Here is a 19,792-nt window from a genome sequence, read left to right on the forward strand (position 1 = left end):
CATGGCGAGGGCCCGAGCGAGGATCGTGTCGTTCCTGCTCGCCCTCGGCGTACTGGCCGGGGCTTCACTCAGCTGGCCGCTGATCGGAGCGGAAGCCGCAGCCGCCGCACCGCCCGTGGCCCAGGCCCGCGCCGACCTCTGCACCACGGCCGAGTGGCAGGCCGACTTCCGGGCCTGCGTCGGGAAGCTCCAAGCGGTCAGTGAGGACGAGGTCAAGTGTCGTAACGCGCCGACCCCCGGCACGCCGGACTCTGGACTCGCCGGCTGGTTCGCCGCCGCGCCGCCAGCGGAGGGAACGAATGGCGTAGCTGGCCGATACAGCCTGTACGGCTACGGGGGCTACAGCTATTCCACCTACGACATTGAGGGCGGCTGCGCGTCGAGCGTGCTTCATCCGGACTACAAGTTCACCACCACGATTGCCAATGGCGAGTTCATGGCCGCCACGGCAATCATCGGCGCGTCCAACGCGCTGCGGGAGCGAGCCTGGGACCCGGGCTCCATGTGGGGCTGGGCCGACCCGCTGGTCGAGCAGGCAACCAAGGCCGTTTACCAGAAGGTCTTCAGCGTCTTCGGCATCGTCACCCTCTGCGTGGTGGGGCTCTATCTGCTCTGGCGGTCCCGCCAGTCGGACATGAGTAACGCGATGACCACCGCAGGCTGGGCGCTGCTCGTGATGGTCGCGGTCACGGCCCTGGCCGCCTGGCCGGTCAAGTCGGCGAACATCGCGGACGGTGCGTTGGTCACCAGTCTCGGCGTGGTCCACGACGCCGTTGGACCACAGGCGAAGGAGCCGGACCCGGGGCGGTGCATCGATCCTGACCCGAACCGCTGCAAGGATCTCCGCACCCCTGCCGTACGAGCCAGTGACACCGCCACCGAGACCATGCTCTACCGGAACTGGCTCCGCGGGGTGCTTGGTTCGGCGGATAGCGAGACCGCCCGCAAGTACGGACCGGCCTTGTACGACGCCAAGGCACTCTCCTGGGATGAGGCAAAAAAGCTGCGCGCCAACCCGGCTACCCGGGAGGCGACGATCAAGGCGAAGCAGCAGCAGTGGGCGCGGGTGGCTCAGCAGATCCAGACTGAAGATCCGGAGGCGTACGAATACCTCCAGGGTGTGCGGGACATGGATCGGGTGGGCGCAGGATTCATCGCGATGCTGGCCGCATTTCTCTTCGCGATGTTCGACCTGACTGCGTCACTGCTGGTTCTGCTGGGCTTCCTCATCTTCCGGTGGGCGGTGATCGCGGCACCCATCCTCGGCACGGTCGGGCTGCTCCGGCCGGCCAGCGCTGGGCTGCGCCGGCTGGCGAATGCCGTCGTCGCCGCAGTCTTCAACATCGCCATCTTCGGCACCGGGGCTGCCATCTATCTGTTCGCTGTCGACCTGATCATGAGCACGCCCACCCTGCCGGGCTGGCTCCAGGTGGTGCTGGTCTGGCTCTGCGGCGTGGTCGGCTGGCTGCTGCTGCGGCCATACCGGCGAATCACCCAACTCGGCGGCAAGGACAGCAGCGAAGCGGTCAGCTCCGCCGGGTCCTGGCACCGCCGGTTCTTCCGGGACATGCGGACAGCCGCACGACTGGACGTGGCCGAGCCGGGTGGCACGGCCGAACCGGTCGGTGGGCTTCGACGGTCGCCGAACGCGGAGCAGACCCGGCTGCGCCCGGAGGCCCGCCGGGAGGACCCGGTCTCCACGCCGACGGCTGTTGCCGAGGGCCAGCGTGCTGGCGCCGGGCGACCCGACGGTCGGGAACGGCCCGACGAGGCACCGGCGGAGGAGACCAGAGGCCGAGGTCGTCCGGTCGCTCCCCAACCTCGTCGCCGACAGCCGGCGACGTGGACCGAGCCGGACGTGCCGGCCGAGAACCCGTCGTTCGTGGTCTACCGTCCGGGCTCCACGGAACGTACGCCGGACCGGACCGGACCGCGGGTGCGCTCAGAGGCACGGTGACGGCGATGCGACGGGCCCTGGAGTTTCTCTTCACCCGAGCGCTGCGGTCCCGGCTGGGAGTGGCACTGGTCATCGCGGTGATCGTCCTCGGTGTGCTCGGGGCGGCACGGCTGATCTCCGACCCGGCCGCCCCGGCGGACGGGTTGAGTAACCGGCCGAACCGGCCGATCACCACCGTGGACCCGACGGCTGGCGATGATGGCGTGCTCACCAGCCCGGCGCCGCCGTCACCCGTGACGTCGCCCGGCGCCGGCACGCCGGAGCAGACCTCCGACCGTTTTGCCGCAGCCTGGCTCGGCCGACCTGGAATCACCGCTGAGCAGTGGCAGGACGGCCTCAAGCCGTTGTCCACACCGGCGCTGACCGAGAAGCTCGCCGGTGTTGATCCCGAGGGCGTCCCGGCTGAGAAGGTCAGCGGCGCACCGTCGGTGCGGGCGCGCACCGAGACGTTCGTCGAGGTACTACTGCCGCTCGACAACGGCCAGCTGCGGCTGGAACTGGTGGCTGCGGATGGCGGCTGGCTGGTCGACGTGGTGGATTGGGAACGGCCATGACCGCCGTCAGCCGGCGGTCAGTGCGGATCGGCGTGATCGCCAGCATCCTCACCGGTGTGCTGCTCCTCCTCTGCTGCACCGGGGGTACTGCGGCGTTCTTCCTCAGTGGGCTCGGTGGCGACGGTGAGGACGGGGACTCCTTGGCGGGCTTCGGCTGCGGCCCGATCCGCCCGGTGGACATCGTGGGCGAGCTGCCGCGGTTCACCGAGTACGGCGACGCGCAGGTCCGCAACGCCGCCATCATCATCAAGGTCGGCCAGGACCTGGGGGTGCCCTCCCGGGGCTGGGTGATCGCGCTGGCCACCGCGATGCAGGAGTCCGCGCTGCGCAACCTGGCGAACAGTGACGTGCCCGAGTCCCTGGCCCTGCCACACGAGGGCGTCGGCGCGGACCACGACTCGCTGGGCCTGTTCCAGCAGCGGCCGGGGTGGGGCTCGGTCGCCGAGCGGATGACCCCCTCGTACACGGCTGGCAAGTTCTACGAGAAGCTCGTCAAGGTCCGGAGCTGGCAACGCCGACCGCTGACGGTGGTGGCGCAGCAGGTTCAGATCAGCGCCTATCCGGACGCGTACGCCAAGCACGAGGAGTTGGCCAGCAAGATCGTGGATGCGCTGGCCGGTGGGGCGGCCCGTACCGTCGAGATCAACGGCAAGGCGGTGTGCGACGCGGCCGAGCGTGGCGAGATTGCTGCCTCCGGCTGGACCGCGCCGATCCCTGGCGACGTCGGTTCCGGCTTCCGCACCGCCAGCCGGCCCAGCCACAACGGGGTGGACATCGGCGCGGCCAAGGGCACCGAGATTCGCGCCGCCGCAGCCGGTCGTGTGCTGGTCGCCCGCTGCGACCCGGACAACAGGGGCCGGCGGGACTGCGACGTGGACGGGTACCCCGACAAGGGCGGCTGCGGTTGGTACGTCGACCTGCTGCACGCTGGCGGCTACATCACCCGGTACTGCCACATGGTGGTTCAGCCGCGCGTCAGACTGCATCAGATCGTCCCGGCCGGTGAGGTCATCGGGCAGGTTGGCAGCAGCGGCAACTCGTCCGGGCCGCACCTGCACTTCGAGGTGCACCTGCGCAACGACCGGTCCAGCCGGGGCGCGGTCGATCCGGTCCCGTTCATGCGCGCACGGGGCGCCCCGCTGCGCGCCGCCGAGTGAGACCGCCACGGGGATGACCGGACCGCTGCCGGACCCGTTCGCCGACCAGCCCGACTGGGCACCACGGCCACCCCGTCCGCTGACCATCGTCCCCGCCACCGAGCGGGTGGAGCTCCGCGGGCGCCGGGTTCTCGTCGGGCTGCCGGGGCTGGGCTGGCGCGGCGACCTGCGCGCGGACGACCGGGTGGTGCAGAGCGCCCGGACCTACGTGCCGGTGATCCCCGAGCACGAGTGGTACCGCGCCGAGGCCGACCAGGTCGAGGTGTTCGCGCCGCTGGTGCCGGTGGAGCGGGTCTGGGTGGAGACGGTCGGCAGGCAGGTTGACTCGGAAGGTGGTCGGGACACCGGAATTCGGCTCGTCTCGCTGGACGGTCCGGCACACCGGACCCCCACACCGGTCTTCGAGGCGGACGCCGTCACCGGGCGCAGGGTCGTGCACGTCGAGGGCGGTCTGGAGCACCGCGACCTGCGAGCGGTCACCGAAACCTACTCCGGTGCCGAAGGGGACATCTGCGTGCGGATCACGCCCGAGGTGGAGTGGTACCGCTGGGCTTGGCGCGGTCAGTCCCCCACCACGCTGGAGGTCCCGGTCCATCTGTTGTGGATCGAGTGAGAGTCAATCGGTTTGATTGCCACTACAAACCCGCCAGCCGTCCTGCTCTTCGAGCTCGAACCGCCATGTGTCCGTCAGGCTTTGCTGCACGCCATCTATCGTGGCGCTGCGTCGGACGACCGTCACAACCGAGGCGACTTTTCCTCGATCATCGACGCCTAAGCTGCCCCAACTCACCAGAATAGTCGCGCCAAGTTGTTGCTCGCGTGCGAGAAGGTCGGCCCGCAGGGCGTCCAGTGCCTCCAACTGCGACCCGCGCTCGCAGGTGTAGAGAGCGGCCCTCGCGTCGTTGCGATCCACGAGGAATGCGCGCAGGTAGTTGTCCACCGCCACGTCGGGTGCGCTGCGATCCGGGGCTGCCGCTCGGTTGTACAGCACATATCCCGCAATGACCCCGCCCACGCAGAGCAACGCCAGCACCCCAGCCACGACCGTGAGCACCGTCCGCATTCGGCGGCGCGGCGGCTGCGGCGCCGGCGTCGGTGGGGCCGGCGGCAGTTGCTCGGACGGTGCCCGTTGGGCCGGTACGCGGGAGACCTGGGAACCGGCGGGGGGCTGCACTGATTCCACCTCCTGAAGTTATCGGCTGGACGCCCCGGAGCCAATAGCCTCAGATCCAGCGGATCGTGACGGACCCCTCCCCACCGGTGAGATCCACGACATCCCCGGCGCATCGCCGGGGCACCTCCCGGAGGAGCGGACCCGGCTGGGATACCGTCTCTGCTCGGGAGGGGTTGCCAACCTCGGGCAGAGGGGGTGGACGCGGTGGCCGGTCCGAAGGCACGTACGAACCGCGCCGCAGCTCTGCACCGACGGGCGGCAGCCGTCGCGACCGCCGCTGCCGGGATCCTGGACGAGACCCGACCCGCTCCGGCCGATCAGCGCCGCCAGTACGAGGCGGCCGACCGCCTGCGGGAGGTTGCGGCACGACTGGCGCCGGGTTGGTCGGGCGCGGCTCTGGACTCGCTCACCGTGGACACTCCGGCGGGTGATTGTCCGCCGCCGTTCGTCCGGGTCGGCACGGCAGCGCCGTTGGACGACGCCCGCTTTCCCGCGTTGGTGCCACTGGTCGGCACCGGTCATCTGAGCGTGGACGCTGACGCCCGGGAGCCGCGGGTGGCGGGGTTGCTCCGGGCCGTACTCCTGCGGTTGTTGGGTGCGGCACCGGCGGGTGCCCTGTTGATTCGCGCGGTGGATGCCACGGGTGTCGTGCTGACGCCGTTCGGTGCGCTCGCTGATGCTGGCCTGCTGCCGCCGCCGGCGGTGGACGTGGCGAGCCTGCGTGCGGTGCTGACCGAGGCGGAGCAGTGGGTCACGCCGGGTGCGAGCGGGCGACGCCGCCACGACCGGACGTTGTTGTTGGTGGTCGCGGCGCTGCCGGATTCGACCGGTCCGAGTGATCTGACGCGGATCGAGGCGCTGGCCGAGCAGGGGCCTGCGGCGGGGCTGCACCTGGTGGTGGCGGGCTGGCCGCCGGCCGGCCCGTATTCGGCCCGGGCGCCGCTGCCGCACACCACCTCGTTGGTGCTGCGCAACGCGTACGCGTTGCTCGGTGATCCGCCGGGGGCGTCCTTCGCCGGGCCGGGCGCCGATCCGCCGGGTGGGTTGAACTCACCGGTCTTCGTCGAGTCGGACCCGCCCGCTGAGCTGGTCGATGCGGTCTGTCGGCGGCTCGCCGAGCAGGTCGAGGCGGGTTCCCGGCTGGGGTTGGCGGCCCTGTTGCCGCCGACGGGTGAGCGGCTGTGGGAGTCGAGTTCCGCGGACGGGTTGACGACCACGGTCGGTGACGCCGGGGGCCGGTCGGTGCCGTTGGGCTTCACCGAGCTGACTCCGCACTGGCTGGTGAGCGGCCGGTCCGCCGGGGGTCGCGCGGCGTTCCTGACCAACGCGTTGCTCGGTCTGGCCGCCCGGTACGGCCCGGACGATCTGGCGCTCTACCTGGTGGATCTCGGTGACGGTGAGTCCTTCGTGGAGTTCCTGCAGACCGAGCGCGACCGGTCGTGGATTCCGCAGGTGCGCGCTGCCGCGATGGCCGCCGACCGGGAGTACGTCCGGGATCTGCTCGACGAGCTGACGGCGGAGGTGCAGCGGCGGACGGAGGCCGGTGCGCGGGCTGGCGGGCAGCGCTTCGCGGAGTTGCGTCAGCATCGGCAGCTGCCGCGAATCGTCTGTGTGTTGGACAATGTGCCGCTGCTCTTCGCCGAACGGGACCGGTTGGCGGCCGAGGTGGCGGCGCAGTTGGACGGGCTGGCCCGGGCCGGGCGGGCGTACGGCGTGCATCTGGTGCTGGCCGGTGCGGGTGAGCTGGGGTTGAGTGCCCGCGCGGATGCCGGTCACCGGGATTCGGTGCTCGGGCAGTTCCCGGTGCGGGTGGCGTTGCCGGGTGGCAGCCCGGTGTTGGAGCCGACGAACGATTCGGCGGCTGGTCTGCCGGTGGGCAGCGCGGTGGTCAACACCGCTGGTGGGCTCGGTGGTCCCCGGGGCGCGATCCGAGGTCACGAACGGTTGATCCGTCACCCCGACCCGCAGGACCACCCGGATGTGGTGGAGGCGCTGCGGCACGAGCTGTGGGCGGCCCGGCCGGCCGGTTCGGTGCCACCTGTGGTCTTCGCCGGTTACGCCCGCCCCCTGTTGAGCAACGATCCGCGACACCGGGCGGCCCTGGCGGGGCAGGCCCACGGTCCGGCCGCTCTGCTGGGTCGTGCGGTGGACGTGACCCGCTCGACGGTCGCCGTGCCGTTGGGGCCTGCGGCCGGGCGCAACCTGGCGGTGCTCGGGTCGGGTGTCGCAGCGGGCGGGCTGCTGGTCACGGCGGCCCGGAGCACCGCGGACCATCACCCGCCGGGCACCGCCCGTTTCCTGGTGGCGGCACCGGACCCGGGCTCCCGAGCGCTGGCGGAGGCGTTGACGGCCGAGTTGGCGGCCCGGCATTCGGCCGAGATGGTGGATCTGCCGACGCTGCTCGCGGACCCGGCCGACGAGTTGCCGACGTACCTGGTGGTCTTCGGCCTGGACCGGCCGGGTCCCCGGGAGCTGCCGGTGGACCGGCTGCGGGCGCTCCTGCGGGACGGGCCGCCGGCCGGCAGACACCTGCTGGGCTGGTGGCGGGCGGTGCCGCCGTTCGCTGCGCTGTTCGAGCCGGCGGGCGAGGTCGACAAGCTGGCCGCCGTGGTCGTGTTGGACGTGCCGGTCGCGCAGCTCACTCCGGTCTTCGGGCGGCCGGTGGAGTGGCGGGCCCGCCCCGACCGGGCGGTGCTCTGGGACGGCCCGGACGAGCGGGGCCGGGTCCTGGTGCCGTTCGCCGACGAGGCCGGCTGATCCGGTGACGCGAGCGGGGGGTGTCGAGATGGGTCCGAACGCGACGGTGACCGGGCCGGGGCGGCAGCGGGCTGCTGCGGCGGGCGGAGACGCCACGCCGACGGCGGTCGAGCCCGGCGCGGCCTGGGGTGAGTATCTGGCCGCGGCACGTCAGCTGGACGGGGTACGCCGCAGCGCGGCTGCCGCAGCGGGTGAGCAGGCCCGGTCGGCGGAGGCTGCCCGGGAGGAGCTGACGGTGGTCCGTAGTGGGCTCGCGAGTCAGCAGGAACTTCTGCGGGAGCTGGGCGTACCGGCGATCTCCCTGGTGCCGTCGCCGCCGGAGCTGACCGAGGCGGCCCGGTCGATGGCGGGCGGCCCAGCTGCGGTGTTGGCGGCGCTGCGGGCCGCGCGGGGTCGGGCCGAGGCGGCGGACACGGCCCTGGCCGCGCGCGGCCGGTTCCGGCCGGGGTCGTGGCCGGCACGGGCCCGCAACCTCCTGGTGTACGGGCCGTTCGCGCTGGTGGTGCCGCTGATCCAGATCGCGGTGTACGCGGCCACGGGGATCGGGCCGGCCAGTGTGGCGGCGTTGATCTGCGGGCTGCCGATGCCGGCGGTCGCGTTCGTCGCCGGGTGGGTGGGCATCGGTCGGTTGTTCCGTGTGGGCCCCGCCGAGCGGCTGGACCGTACGGTGCGCTTCGGCGCGCTGGTGTGCCTGGTGCCGGCGGTGCTGGTCACGGCAGGCCTGTTGCTGGCCCTGCTGGCCGGCTGACCCACCGGGTCTCCCGGGAGGACGGGCAGCAACGGAACCGGCCGGCCGTCCCGGGAAGGGGTCGGCCGGCCGTGGTGTGCCCAGGGGTGTCAGCGGGGGATGATCAACGCCATCGCCTCGGCCCGCGACTTGGAGTCCGTCTGCAGGATGCCGCGCACGGCTGAGGTGATGGTCTTGGCACCGGACTTCTGGATGCCGCGCATCGCCATGCACATGTGCTCACACTCCAGCACGACGACGACGCCGCGTGGGGCGAGCTTGCTCATCAGCAGGTCGGCGACCTGCGAGGTGAGCCGCTCCTGCACCTGGGGTCGACGGGCGAAGACCTCGACCAGTCGGGCCAGCTTGGACAGGCCGGTGATCCGCCCGTCCGGGCCGGGGATGTAGCCGATGTGCGCGCTGCCGCGGAACGGCAGCAGGTGATGCTCACAGAGGCTCATCACGTCGATGTCCCGGACGATCACCAGCTCTTCGTGGTTGGCCTCGAAGGTGGTGCTGAGCACCTGAGCCGGGTCGACCCGCAGGCCGGCGAAGAGTTCGGCGTACGCGCGGGCGACCCGGGCCGGGGTCTGCTGGAGCCCGTCGCGGTCCGGGTCCTCACCGACGGCGATCAGGATCTCGCGGACGGCCTTCTCGATCCGGCCAAGGTCGACGGCGTCCTCGACGGGACGGCCGGTCAGCTTGCCGCTGATCAGCCGCGCCGCCACGTAGTCGAGCTCGTCGTCGGGTTCGGTCGCGGAGACGGCCAGCTCCCGGTGTGGGGAGCTGGCCGTCGGGTCGTTGCTCAGTGCGTGCCGTCCGAGTTGTTGGACGGCGCCCCGCCACCGACGGACGCCTGCGCGCCGTCAGCCTCGGCCTGCGCCTTGAGCTTGTCCTTCTCCGCGGGGGTGAGCACGGGCGGCTCGGTGGACGGCTGGCGCTTGCCGAAGCCGTTGTACGGAGCCAGCGGCGGGCGCTTGACCACCCGGGAGCAGATCCGCGCCATGTCGGCCGTGGAGAGGGTTTCCTTCTCCATCAGCTCGAGCACGATGTTGTCCAGGACGTCCCGGTATTCCACCAGGATCTCCCAGGCCTCGTCGTGCGCCAGCTCGACCAGTGCCCGCATCTCGCCGTCGATCTCGGCGGCCACCGAGTCGGAGTAGTCCCGCTCGTGGCCCATGTTGCGACCGAGGAACGGCTCATCTCCGCTGGTGCCGTACTTGATCGCACCGAGCTTGGAACTCATGCCGTACTGGGTGATCATCGCGCGGGCCAGTTGGGTGGCCTTCTCGATGTCGTTGCCGGCACCAGTGGTGGGCTCGTGGAAGACCAGCTCCTCGGCGGCCCGGCCGCCCAGCGCGTACGCCAGGGTGTCGATCATTTCGGCGCGGGTCTGGGTGTACTTGTCTTCGGTCGGGAGCACCAGGGTGTGGCCCAGCGAGCGGCCACGCGACAGGATCGTCACCTTGTGCACCGGCGCGGCGTGCGGCAGCGCCCAGGCGACCAGCGCGTGCCCACCCTCGTGGTACGCGGTGATCTTCTTTTCGTTGTCGCTCATCACCCGGGTCCGTCGCTGCGGACCGGCGACCACCCGGTCGATCGACTCTTCCAGCGAGTCGTTGGTGATAGCCCGCTGCTCCTTACGAGCGGTGAGCAGGGCCGACTCGTTGATCACGTTGGCCAGGTCGGCGCCGCTGAAGCCCGGCGTGCGACGGGCCACCGCGTCGAGGTCGACGTCGGGCGTGAACGGCTTGCCCTTGGCGTGCACCCGCAGGATTGCCTTGCGGCCCTCCATGTCGGGGGCGTCCACCGGGATCTGCCGGTCGAACCGGCCCGGGCGCAGCAGCGCCGGGTCGAGGATGTCCGGCCGGTTGGTGGCCGCGATCAGGATGACTCCACCCTTGGTGTCGAAGCCGTCCATCTCGACGAGCAGCTGGTTGAGCGTCTGCTCCCGCTCGTCGTGGCCGCCGCCCATGCCTGCGCCACGGTGCCGGCCGACGGCGTCGATCTCGTCGACGAAGACGATCGCCGGGGCGTTCGTCTTGGCCTGCTCGAACAGGTCACGGACCCGGCTGGCGCCAACGCCGACGAACATCTCCACGAAGTCGGAGCCGGAGATGGAGTAGAAGGGCACCCCGGCCTCGCCGGCGACCGCGCGGGCCAGCAGCGTCTTGCCGGTGCCGGGCGGGCCGAACAGCAGCACGCCCTTCGGGATCTTGGCGCCCAGGGCCTGGTACTTCGCCGGGTTCTGCAGGAAGTCCTTGATCTCGTACAGCTCTTCGACGGCCTCCTCGGCACCCGCGACATCCGCGAAGGTCGTCTTCGGAGTGTCCTTGGTGATCATCTTGGCCTTGGACTTGCCGAAGTTGAGCACCCGGGAGCCGCCGCCCTGCATCTGCGACATGAAGAACAGCAGCAGGAGCACGAGCAGCGCGATCGGCAGCAGGTTGACCAGCAGGCTCACCCAGATGCTGTCCGACGAGACCTTGGCGTCGGCCGGGCCGGTGACCCGGTTGTTCGCCTTGGCGTCCAGCACCTCGTTCCAGATCTGGTCGCCAGCCTGGTACGGGAACTGAGCCTCGATCTTGTTGGTCTCGGTCTTACCGAACTTGGTCTTCTGGGCCAGGTCGAGCTGGAGCGTCTGCTCCTTGTCCTGGAAGACAACTTTGTTGATCTTGGCGGTGTGCAGCTGATCGAGCGCAACGGAAGTGTCCACGCGGTGGTAGCTGGGACCAGCGGTGAACAGCTGACTGAGCACAACGGCGCCGAGGATGACCAGGATGATCCAGACCACCGGTCGGCGGAAGAAACGCGTACGTTCCATACTGTTGTCGAGCGCCGGGGCGCCCGCATCCTCCTGATCGACGTCCTGACCGTCTGATGGTGTCGCCGCGGTGAGCGGCAGCCGGAGCCGCCGTGCGGGCCGGCCTCGACCCCGAGGCGCGAAACTGCCGCGCCGCGGTCATTCGACGGTACACCGTGTACGCGAGGAGTGAGCTTGCGAGCCCCGCAGTCGTGCACCATCAAAAGCCGCGCGTACGCGAGAAGCGAGCTTGCGAGCCTCCACACCAGGCGCACCTTCGGGATCGACGGCACGCACCGTGGGCAGGCCCACCAGCCCGGCACCGAACGTACGGCGGGTCCGGGTAGGAACCGGCGTGGCGGGGAGTCCTGCCCGGCCACCTGAACGCCCGGTCACGCGGTCGAGGGGGTCGAGCGCGGAGTTACCTCCGGGCCACCGTGGTCCACGGTAACCGCAAGAGCTGAGAGCGCGCTGAACGTCGGCTTGATGGATGCCGATGCGAGTTGGCCTCACGACGCCACCGGGTCACCCCGACAGCTCGCGTCCCGCGTCAGGAGCGGGCGTAGACCTCGGGCTTGAGCACACCGACGTACGGCAGCTCCCGGTAGCGCTCACTGAAGTCCAGGCCGTACCCGACCACGAACTCGGTGGGGATGTCGAAGCCGACGTACTTCACCGGGACCGGCACCTTGACCGCGTCCGGCTTGCGGAACAGCGCGACCACCTCGACGCTGGCCGCCGAACGCGACTCCAGGTAGCGCAGCAGCCAGGAGAGGGTGAGCCCGGAGTCGACGATGTCCTCGACGACCACCACGTGCCGGCCGGCGATGTCCCGGTCCAGGTCCTTGAGGATGCGGACCACCCCGGAGGAGGTGGTGCCCTGGCCGTAGGAGGAGATGGCCATGAAGTCCAGCTCGGCCGGCGGGCCGTTGCGGCCCAACGCCCGGGCGAAGTCCGCCATGAACATCACCGCGCCCTTGAGTACGCACACCAGCAGCAGGCCGTCAGTCACGTGGGAGTAGTCGGCGGAGACCTGCTTGGCCAGCTCCGCCGTCTTCTCGCGGATCTGCGCCTCCGAGATGATCACGTGGTCGATGTCGGCGTCGTACCAGGAGCCGTCAGCCATGACTCCTAGCCTGCCGTACGTCGGATGGCCTCCGTCGGCGGGGCCGCACCTTTTGGCGCGGTCCCGCCGGGGATTTTCTCGGCAAATTACGCTAATCACATCAGTTGGTGCGTGACCGCCAGCGGCGGCCGTCGTCGGTGGGCTTCCAGTCGGCCGAGTCGTGGCTGTCGGCGGTGAGGCCGGCGGCCGAGGCGGCGACGAGCAGGACGAGGAACAGGAGGAAGAACAGGAACTCCATGGCGGCGCTCGCTTTCGCATGATTGCTGTCGGTTTCGCCGCCGGTGCGCACCGGACTGAGACCAGTCTGCGACCACTCACGCCGACCGGACAGTGGCAGCAATGCCATTGGTCATCGATTTACTGCCACCCGTCGGGTTACCCTCGTCACATGCTCCGGTCCATCGCCGTTCTCGCTCTCGACCAGGTCGCCCCCTTCGAGCTCGGCGTGCTCGCCGAGGTGTTCGGCACCGACCGCACCGCCGACGGTTTCCCCGGCTACCGCTTCCAGGTGTGCAGCCCCGACGGTGCTCCGGTGCGTACGTCGTCCGGCTTCCACCTCACCCCGCACGCCGACCTCGGCCCGGTCGACGAGGCCGACCTGGTGGCCATCCCCGCGCACAGCCAGGGCACCACAGTTCCCGGCCCGGTGCTGGACGCGTTGCGCCGGGCCGACGCGCGCGGCGCGCACCTGTTCAGCGTCTGCTCGGGCGCCTTCCTGCTCGGCGAGGCCGGCCTGCTCGACGGCCGGGAGTGCACGACCCACTGGCGGTACGTGGACGAGTTGCAACGCCGCCACCCGCTCGCCCGGGTGCGCTGCAACTCGCTCTACGTCCAGGACGGTCGCCTGCTCACCAGTGCAGGCACCGCAGCCGGCATCGACGCCTGCCTGCACCTGATCCGCCAGGAGCACGGCTCGGCCACCGCGACCCGACTGGCCCGGCGGATGGTGGTCCCACCGCACCGCGACGGCGGTCAGTCCCAGTACGTCGAGGCGCCCATCCCGAAGGCACCCGAGGCGCCCACCCTGGAGCCGGTGCTGGAGTGGCTGATGGGTCACCTGGACCGGGCGATCACCGTGGAAGAGCTGGCCGCCCGTGCCGGGATGGCGCCTCGCACGTTCGCCCGCCGTTTCCGCGCCGAGACCGGCACCACCCCGCACGACTGGCTGACCAACCAGCGGGTGCTCCTCGCCCGACGGCTGCTCGAAGAGACCCCTTTGAGCGTGGAGGCGGTCGCCGACCAGGCCGGCTTCGGCGACGCTGCGGCGCTGCGGCACCACTTCAGCCGCCGGGTCGGTGCGACCCCGCACAGCTACCGGACCACCTTCCGGGACCGGGCGCACAGCGCCTGACCAGGACTCAGCCCGGGATGACGGGTGACAGTCGGTCGGCGCGGCGGAGCACCCGGACACCGCCCGGCAGATCGGTCGGGCCCTGGCCGTGCCAGTCGGTGACCAGCGCGTCCAGCGCGGCGACGTGCCGGTGCGACAGCGCCCCCGGCAGGGCGCCCAGCTCACGTGCCCAGGAGTGCAGCACCCGGCCACGCACCGCGGGGACCAGGCCGACCAGCTCCGGCACCGACAGGCCGCCGGCAGGGTGCCGGACCGCCGCCAGTGCCGTTTCCGCCAACTCGTCCAGCGCGGCGTTGTCGGCCGCCACCAGCCGGGCGGTACGCGCGAGGTTGTCCACCACGCCGGGACCGAGCGCGCGTACCAGCGCCGGCAGCAGGTCGGCCCGCACCCGGGACCGGGCGTACGACGGGTCGGCGTTGTGCGGGTCCTGCCATGGGCTCAGCCCCAGCACGGCGCACGCGGCCCGTGTCTGGTCCCGGCTGATCTCCAGCAGAGGGCGCAGCAGCGGCACGCCGTCCAACTCCCGCCGGGCGGGCATCCCGGCCAACCCGCGGGGGCCGGCGCCCCGGGCAAGGGCGAGCAGCACCGTCTCCGCCTGGTCGTCGCGGGTGTGCCCGGTCAGCACCGCTACCGCGTTCTGCTGTTGGGCCGCCTCGGCCAATGCCTCGTAGCGGGCCTCCCGGGCGGCCGCCTCCGGCCCACCTGGGCGCCCGGCCACCTCCACCGGCACCACTGTCGTCGACGAGAACCCGACCTCGCGGCCCCAGGCGGCCACCGCCTCGGCGCGCTCGGTGGAGCCGTCCTGCAAGCCGTGGTCGACGGTGACGAGCACCGCGCTGCGGCCCAGCCGAGGCGCCACGAACACGGTGGCTGCCGCGAGGGCGAGCGAGTCGGCGCCGCCGGAGCAGGCGACCAGCACCGGCCCGTTGGACGACAGACCGGTCAGAGCGCGGCGAACCGCCACCCGGATCGCGGCCACCGGCGGGGCGAGCGCGGCCACCGGCGGGTGATCAGCCAGCGGCCGGGATGGTGCCGGCCGGGCCGTGCACCCGGGCGACCCAGGCGTCCGGGTCACCCAACTCCGACAGCCGGGGCAGGGTGAGCGGCGAGTTGAAGATCGAGTTGAACCCCTCCATGCCGACCCGTTCCACTACACCGTGGACGAACTTGCGTCCCTCGGCGTACTGGCGCATCTTGACGTCCACCCCGAGCAGCCGGCGGATCGCCTTCTCCACCGGGTTGCCCGCCTCCCGGCGCCGGTTGAACGACGCCCGGATCCGCTCCACGCTGGGGATCACCTGGGGGCCGACGCCGTCCATGACGAACTCGGCGTGCCCCTCCAGCAGGGTCATCAGGGCGGTGAGACGGTCCAGTACGGCCTTCTGCGCGGGGGTCTGCACGATGTCCAGCACGCTCGTGCGGCTGTCCGGGTCGCGGACCACGTCGGACAGCGTGGAAACCCCCCGCCGCAGGCGCTCGACCATGTGCTCGCCGCCGCTGGACGAGGCGTCCACGAAGGCCTGCACCTCGCTCAGGAAGTACGCGCGCATCCACGGCACCGCCGTGAACTGGGTGCGGTGGGTCACCTCGTGCAGGCAGACCCAGAGCCGGAAGTCCCGGGGGTCGGCGCCGAGCTTGCGCTCCACCTCGACGATGTTCGGTGCGACCAGCAGCAGTTGGCCCGGGTCGGCCGAGAAGACCTCGTACTGGCCGAGCACCCGGCCGGAGAGGTACGCCAGCACGGTGCCGGCCTGGACGCCGGTCAACCGGGACCCGATCGCCTCGGTCAACGCGCCCGGCTGCTTGTCACCGGAGAGCCGGCTCACCAGCGGAGTGATCACCTCGCGGAGACCGGCGATGTTGGTCGCGGCCCAGTCACGCCGGTCGACCACCCGCACCGGCGGGTGCGCCACCTGCGCCTTCAGCCCCGTGTAGTCGGCCACGTGCCCGGCCGCCTCGTCGGTCAGCCGACGCAGGTCACCGACCACGTCGGTGGCCTCGGTGTACGACACCCGGGGGCCCGACTTGCTCAGCGCCCCCGCGGTGGCGGCGGCCAGATCCCAGTCCACGAACTGCGCCATGGACCCACCGTACCCGCGCCGCGACACCCCGGCCCGGCCTCGCGCCCTCGATCGACGCCGATGGCGGTGGCCGGCAGGCGCGGAGACCCGCGACCGGCGACGGTCAGCGGCAGCCGCAGCCGGCCAGGGCGGCGGCGATCCGGTCCAGCGCCGGTTGGGCGGTTTCCTTGCCGCCCGGCACCTGGTCGGTGAGCACCGCGAAGGTGAGCAGCCGACCGTCTGCGGTGGTGACCAGGCCCGCGATGGAGTGCACGGCGGTCAGCGTGCCGGTCTTGGCCCGGACGCTGCCCGCACCGGGAGCGGTGCCGGGTGCGGTGCGGTAGCGCTCATCCAAGGTCCCGGACCAGCCGCCCACCGGCAGACCACCGAACACGCCGGCCAACTCCGGGTGGTCCGGGCTGGCCGCCAGCCGGACCAGGTCGGTCAGCAGCGACGGGCTGATCCGGTTGCGTCGGGACAGCCCGCTGCCGTCGGAGAGGGTGATCTCGTCCGCCGGCAGGCCCAGCTCGGCCACCTCCGCGTCCATCGCGGCGGCGCCCCCGTCGAATGAGGCCGGCTGGTTGCGGGCCAGCGCGACCTGACGGGCCAGCGCCTCGGCCACCAGGTTGTCGCTCTCACTGATCATGATGTCGACCATCCGGATCAGCGGTGGGGACTGCACCACGCCCAGCTCGGTGCCCGGTGCCGGGGTGCCACCGGCGGCGGCCTGGGCCGGCGCCGCGCCACGCTTCACGGCGTCGGTGGGCACGCCGAGCAGTCGGGCGAACGACTTGCCGGCGGCCAGGTCCGGCTCGGCGAACCGCTCGGCGGCCCCGTGTTCGGCGCCCGGGTCCCTGCGCCCGCCGTCGGTCATCAACGCGGTCACCGCGCCCCCGGACCCGCCGGTGGGGATGTCGGCGTCCCAGCCCGGGCCGTAGACCGGGCCGGAATAGACCGAGCCGTCCACTGTCACGCTGGTCGGGGTGGTGCCGCCGAGCGCGGTGCGCACCTGGGCGGCCAGGTCGTCGAGGCGCGCAGCTCCCGGGTAGTAGCCCTTCTTGTCGATCGCCAGGGTCGGGTCGCCGCCTCCGATGATCACCACTTCGCCGGCCTTCGCGCCGGCCACCGCGCGAGTGGGTATGCGGTAACCGGGTTCCCGGGCCGCCAGGACGGTCACCGCGGTCGCCAGCTTGGTCACCGAGGCGGGCACGGTGCCGTCGTCCGCCCCCTTGGCGAACAGCGTCTGGCCGGAAATCACGTCGGCCACCGAGACGTTCACCCGGCTGCCCAGGACGGCGGCGCCGACCAGCGGGTCGAGCGCGGCACGTACCCCGTCGGGGGTGGGCACCGGGGCGTTCGGGTCCGGGCCGGCCAGCACGTCCGACGGGTTGGGCTCCGGGGTCGCCCCGGCGGCGTTCGACGCAGACTCGGGCTCGTCGCCCAGCCACCCGGCGACCGGGCCGGGCCGGGCGACGACGACTCCGACGCCGGCGAGCACCAGCAGCAGCACGGCCGCCAACACCACAGGTAGCCGTCGGCGGCGCGGCGCGACGGACGCGGGCGCAGGCCCGGCGTCACCGGGCGCGGGCAGTGCGGAGACCGGCGGACCCAGCGGTGGAACCCGGCCGGGGTCACTCGGACCGGGGCCCTGCGGGCCGGTCGGTGCCGGACTGACCGGAACCGAAGCGCTCCCACGCGACGGGCCGCCCGCGGCGGGGCTGACCGGAACCGAAGCGCTGCCGCGCGACGGACCGCTCACCGGCCGGTCGCCACCGACCACCGGAAAGCGACCCGGATTCGGGCTGGGCGGGGGCGACCCGGTCGGCGAGCGCCAGGGCAGCGGCGCGGGCCGCTCGGGCATCCCCGAGCCCGGGTTCGCCGGTTCGGGGGCCCGTGGGAGGTGGGCGTCGGGCACCGGGACCCGTCCCGTCGCACCGCCGGATCCGGATCGTCCGGTACCGTGCGCGGAGCCCCCGTCCGGGCGGTAGTGTGAATCTTCCCTCCCCACGACCCCCTCCTCCCCCAGCGAAAATCGGCTTGGGTGACACTACTTCGGTCCGAAGACTATGCGGCGGCCGGAGTCGGCGGGTGGGCATTCACCTGTCCGGAGGGCCGCCAGTGGTTCCGTTAGCCAGCGTGGGCAGACGAGGGAGCGTGCAGATGGATTTCGACGTGACGGTTGAGATCCCCAAAGGTCACCGGAACAAGTACGAGGTGGACCACAAGACCGGCCGAATCCGGCTGGATCGCACCCTCTTCACCTCGACTCAGTACCCGGCCGACTACGGGTTCATCGAGGGCACTCTGGGTGAGGACGGCGACCCGCTGGACGCGCTGGTGCTCGTCCCCGAGCCGACCTTCCCGGGCTGCCTGATCCGCTGCCGCACCATCGGCATGTTCCGGATGACCGACGAGAAGGGCGGGGACGACAAGGTCCTCTGCGTGCCCTACGAGGATCCTCGCCAGGAGCACCTGCGCGACATCCACCACCTCGGCGAGTTCGACCGCCTGGAGATCCAGCACTTCTTCGAGGTGTACAAGGACCTGGAGCCCGGCAAGTCGGTGGAGGGCGCGACCTGGGTCGGCCGCACCGAGGCCGAGGCCGAGATCCACGCCAGCTACAAGCGGGCCCGGGACGCTGAGGCGCGCGGCGAATCCATGCACTGACCGATCGCTGACGCACCGGGCCCGGGGGCCGCTCAACCGAGCAGCCCCCGGGCTCGGTCGTACAGGTCGAGCACCGCGCAGGCGATCGGCACCACGGCGACCACCAGGGCCGTGTCGGTGAGGTCCGCGACCCTTCCGACGTAGGGCGAGACCGGCCGACGGGCGTACGAGGTGCCGGCCACGGCGGCCACCAGGGCCAGCGCCGCAGAGCCCAGGACCAGCGCCAGCCGCCCCGTGTCGTCGGCCCGGCCGACAAGTGCCACGCCCAGCACCGCGTAGCCGGCCAGCCCGGCGAGCACCGTCGGGACCCGGTGTCGCAGTGCCACGAACAGCCGCGACCGCAGCAGCAGCACGGCCGAGGTGACCGCCACGAGCACCCGGCCGGCCGTTCCGCCGACCGCCCCCAGGACGACCGCCGCGGCCACCGCCAGCAGGGCGTGCCCGATCAACATCCCGGTGAGCATCTCCTCGGTGCGGGTCACCGCGGCGTGTACCCGACTCCGGTCCGGCAGGTCCCGGGCCCGCTCCGGCTCTTCGGCGAGGGCCGAGGTCGGCAGGGTGATGGGCGGCAGGGGCAACTTGCCCAGCCGGATGGCCAGCAGCGGGATCACGCCGACGGCGAAGACCAGTGCGCTGAGCAGCACCGCCGCCGTGCCGGCCGGGGTCAGCAGCAGCCCACCGAGCGCTGCGCAGGCGCCGGTCAGCCCAACCGTGACACCGGCCACGAAGACCCTCAGCCGGCTGGCCACCCCGAGCAGGCCGATCAAGGCCACCAGCAGCAGCGCCACCGAGCCGGCCAGCAGCTCGGGAGCTCCCACCCAGCGGGCCGGCCCGAACGGCACGACCGGGTCGCCGGAGCCGACCGCGAGGGCGCCGGCCGTGAACGCGTACGGCAGCGCGTAGCCGCCGAGCGTGGCCCCGGCGGTGCCGTCGCCGTTGGCGCGGGAGGCCACCGCGCCGGCCACGGTGAGCAGCAGCGCCACGGCAGCGGCCGCCAGCCAGCCCGGCCGGTACGTCGGCCCACCGGCGAGCAGGGCGAGCAGCCCGACGGCGAGCGGCACGCCGGCACCGGCCAGACCGGCGGCCCGGGTGGCGGCGGGCGACCATGCGCCGCCCCGGCGACGGGCACCGTCGGCGATCGCCTCGACCACGTCGTCGTACTCCAGCTCGGGCCAGTGCGCGCGGGCCGGCACCAGGTGCAGCACCTCGCCGTCGCGGACGCCCTGGGGAAGCAGCGCCTGGGCGGTCGCGAGCAACGCGCCGTCGGTGCGGCGCAGGACCCAGCCGCCGTGCTGTTCGCCGTCGTCGGCCAGCCCGACACCGGCGTGCCGGAGCACGTCGGGCAGCAGCTCGGCCAGGGGCACCTGCTCCGGCAGGGCGACGTCCACCCGTCGTTGCGGCGCGCTGATGGTGACGCGTGCCAGCCCGGTAGTCATCGACTGGTCTCCATATCGAGGGG

General features: G+C 72.1%; 17 protein-coding genes. 8 read left to right on the forward strand and 9 right to left on the reverse strand.

Going from position 1 to position 19,792, the window contains the following annotated elements:
- The first annotated feature begins 1 nt into the window (after position 1).
- The 4 genes from FBZ33_RS29390 to FBZ33_RS29405 are packed head-to-tail and all read left to right on the forward strand — an operon-like array spanning position 2 to position 4,281.
- Entirely contained in the window at positions 2-1,957 is a 1,956-nt protein-coding gene (locus FBZ33_RS29390; protein WP_141911588.1) for an MFS transporter, read from the forward strand.
- Positions 1,954-2,511: a hypothetical protein gene (locus FBZ33_RS29395; RefSeq protein WP_141911589.1), complete on the forward strand. Its 558-nt coding sequence runs from the start codon at positions 1,954-1,956 to the stop codon at positions 2,509-2,511. Before FBZ33_RS29390 ends, FBZ33_RS29395 begins: the two co-directional genes overlap by 4 nt.
- A complete protein-coding gene (locus FBZ33_RS29400; RefSeq protein ID WP_141911591.1) occupies positions 2,508-3,668 on the forward strand; it encodes a M23 family metallopeptidase in 1,161 nt (386 codons plus the stop codon). The genes FBZ33_RS29395 and FBZ33_RS29400 overlap by 4 nt, the downstream gene beginning before the upstream one ends.
- Positions 3,669-3,681: 13 nt before the next feature.
- Complete coding sequence (locus FBZ33_RS29405) at positions 3,682-4,281, forward strand: hypothetical protein (RefSeq protein WP_088952070.1); 600 nt, start codon at positions 3,682-3,684, stop codon at positions 4,279-4,281.
- 3 nt (positions 4,282-4,284) lie between these two features.
- Here the strand turns inward: FBZ33_RS29405 and FBZ33_RS29410 are convergent, their stop codons facing one another.
- On the reverse strand, positions 4,285-4,842 hold the full coding sequence (locus FBZ33_RS29410; protein ID WP_141913008.1) for a hypothetical protein: 558 nt from the start codon (positions 4,840-4,842) through the stop codon (positions 4,285-4,287).
- Between the two features lie 195 nt (positions 4,843-5,037).
- Between FBZ33_RS29410 and FBZ33_RS29415 the strand changes: the two genes are divergently transcribed.
- On the forward strand, positions 5,038-7,599 hold the full coding sequence (locus FBZ33_RS29415; protein WP_141911593.1) for an FtsK/SpoIIIE domain-containing protein: 2,562 nt from the start codon (positions 5,038-5,040) through the stop codon (positions 7,597-7,599).
- A 28-nt stretch (positions 7,600-7,627) separates the two neighbouring features.
- Entirely contained in the window at positions 7,628-8,347 is a 720-nt protein-coding gene (locus FBZ33_RS29420) for a hypothetical protein (protein WP_141911595.1), read from the forward strand.
- Positions 8,348-8,436: 89 nt separating this feature from the next.
- Here FBZ33_RS29420 and folE read toward each other — a convergent pair whose 3' ends face one another.
- The 4 genes from folE to FBZ33_RS32985 all read right to left on the reverse strand — a co-directional run bounded on the left by folE (position 8,437) and on the right by FBZ33_RS32985 (position 12,493).
- A complete protein-coding gene (gene folE / locus FBZ33_RS29425; RefSeq protein WP_141911596.1) occupies positions 8,437-9,096 on the reverse strand; it encodes a GTP cyclohydrolase I FolE in 660 nt (219 codons plus the stop codon).
- A 35-nt stretch (positions 9,097-9,131) separates the two neighbouring features.
- A complete protein-coding gene (gene ftsH, locus FBZ33_RS29430) occupies positions 9,132-11,150 on the reverse strand; it encodes an ATP-dependent zinc metalloprotease FtsH (RefSeq protein ID WP_088950543.1) in 2,019 nt (672 codons plus the stop codon).
- Positions 11,151-11,679: 529 nt separating this feature from the next.
- Complete coding sequence (hpt, locus tag FBZ33_RS29435; RefSeq protein WP_141911598.1) at positions 11,680-12,255, reverse strand: hypoxanthine phosphoribosyltransferase; 576 nt, start codon at positions 12,253-12,255, stop codon at positions 11,680-11,682.
- Positions 12,256-12,355: 100 nt separating this feature from the next.
- Complete coding sequence (locus tag FBZ33_RS32985; protein ID WP_185755438.1) at positions 12,356-12,493, reverse strand: hypothetical protein; 138 nt, start codon at positions 12,491-12,493, stop codon at positions 12,356-12,358.
- 150 nt (positions 12,494-12,643) lie between these two features.
- Between FBZ33_RS32985 and FBZ33_RS29440 the strand changes: the two genes are divergently transcribed.
- Positions 12,644-13,606, forward strand: a complete 963-nt coding sequence (locus FBZ33_RS29440) for a GlxA family transcriptional regulator (RefSeq protein WP_099849138.1) — start codon at positions 12,644-12,646, stop codon at positions 13,604-13,606.
- A 7-nt stretch (positions 13,607-13,613) separates the two neighbouring features.
- Here the strand turns inward: FBZ33_RS29440 and tilS are convergent, their stop codons facing one another.
- The 3 genes from tilS to dacB all read right to left on the reverse strand — a co-directional run bounded on the left by tilS (position 13,614) and on the right by dacB (position 17,527).
- Positions 13,614-14,606 carry a tRNA lysidine(34) synthetase TilS gene (gene tilS, locus FBZ33_RS29445; protein WP_141911600.1) on the reverse strand — a complete coding sequence of 331 codons (993 nt, stop codon included), beginning with the start codon at positions 14,604-14,606 and terminating at the stop codon, positions 13,614-13,616.
- Between the two features lie 10 nt (positions 14,607-14,616).
- Entirely contained in the window at positions 14,617-15,687 is a 1,071-nt protein-coding gene (locus FBZ33_RS29450) for a zinc-dependent metalloprotease (protein WP_141911602.1), read from the reverse strand.
- A gap of 103 nt (positions 15,688-15,790) precedes the next feature.
- A complete protein-coding gene (dacB, locus tag FBZ33_RS29455; RefSeq protein ID WP_370453057.1) occupies positions 15,791-17,527 on the reverse strand; it encodes a D-alanyl-D-alanine carboxypeptidase/D-alanyl-D-alanine-endopeptidase in 1,737 nt (578 codons plus the stop codon).
- 299 nt (positions 17,528-17,826) lie between these two features.
- Between dacB and FBZ33_RS29460 the strand changes: the two genes are divergently transcribed.
- Positions 17,827-18,333 (forward strand): inorganic diphosphatase, encoded by a 507-nt coding sequence (locus FBZ33_RS29460; protein ID WP_099849144.1) that lies wholly within the window; start codon positions 17,827-17,829, stop codon positions 18,331-18,333.
- A 32-nt stretch (positions 18,334-18,365) separates the two neighbouring features.
- Here FBZ33_RS29460 and eccD read toward each other — a convergent pair whose 3' ends face one another.
- Positions 18,366-19,769 (reverse strand): type VII secretion integral membrane protein EccD, encoded by a 1,404-nt coding sequence (eccD, locus tag FBZ33_RS29465; RefSeq protein ID WP_141911606.1) that lies wholly within the window; start codon positions 19,767-19,769, stop codon positions 18,366-18,368.
- Positions 19,770-19,792 lie beyond the last annotated feature (23 nt).

The sequence above is a fragment of the Micromonospora sp. A202 genome (genome assembly GCF_006715105.1).
In the GTDB taxonomy this organism is placed as follows: domain Bacteria; phylum Actinomycetota; class Actinomycetes; order Mycobacteriales; family Micromonosporaceae; genus Micromonospora; species Micromonospora zamorensis.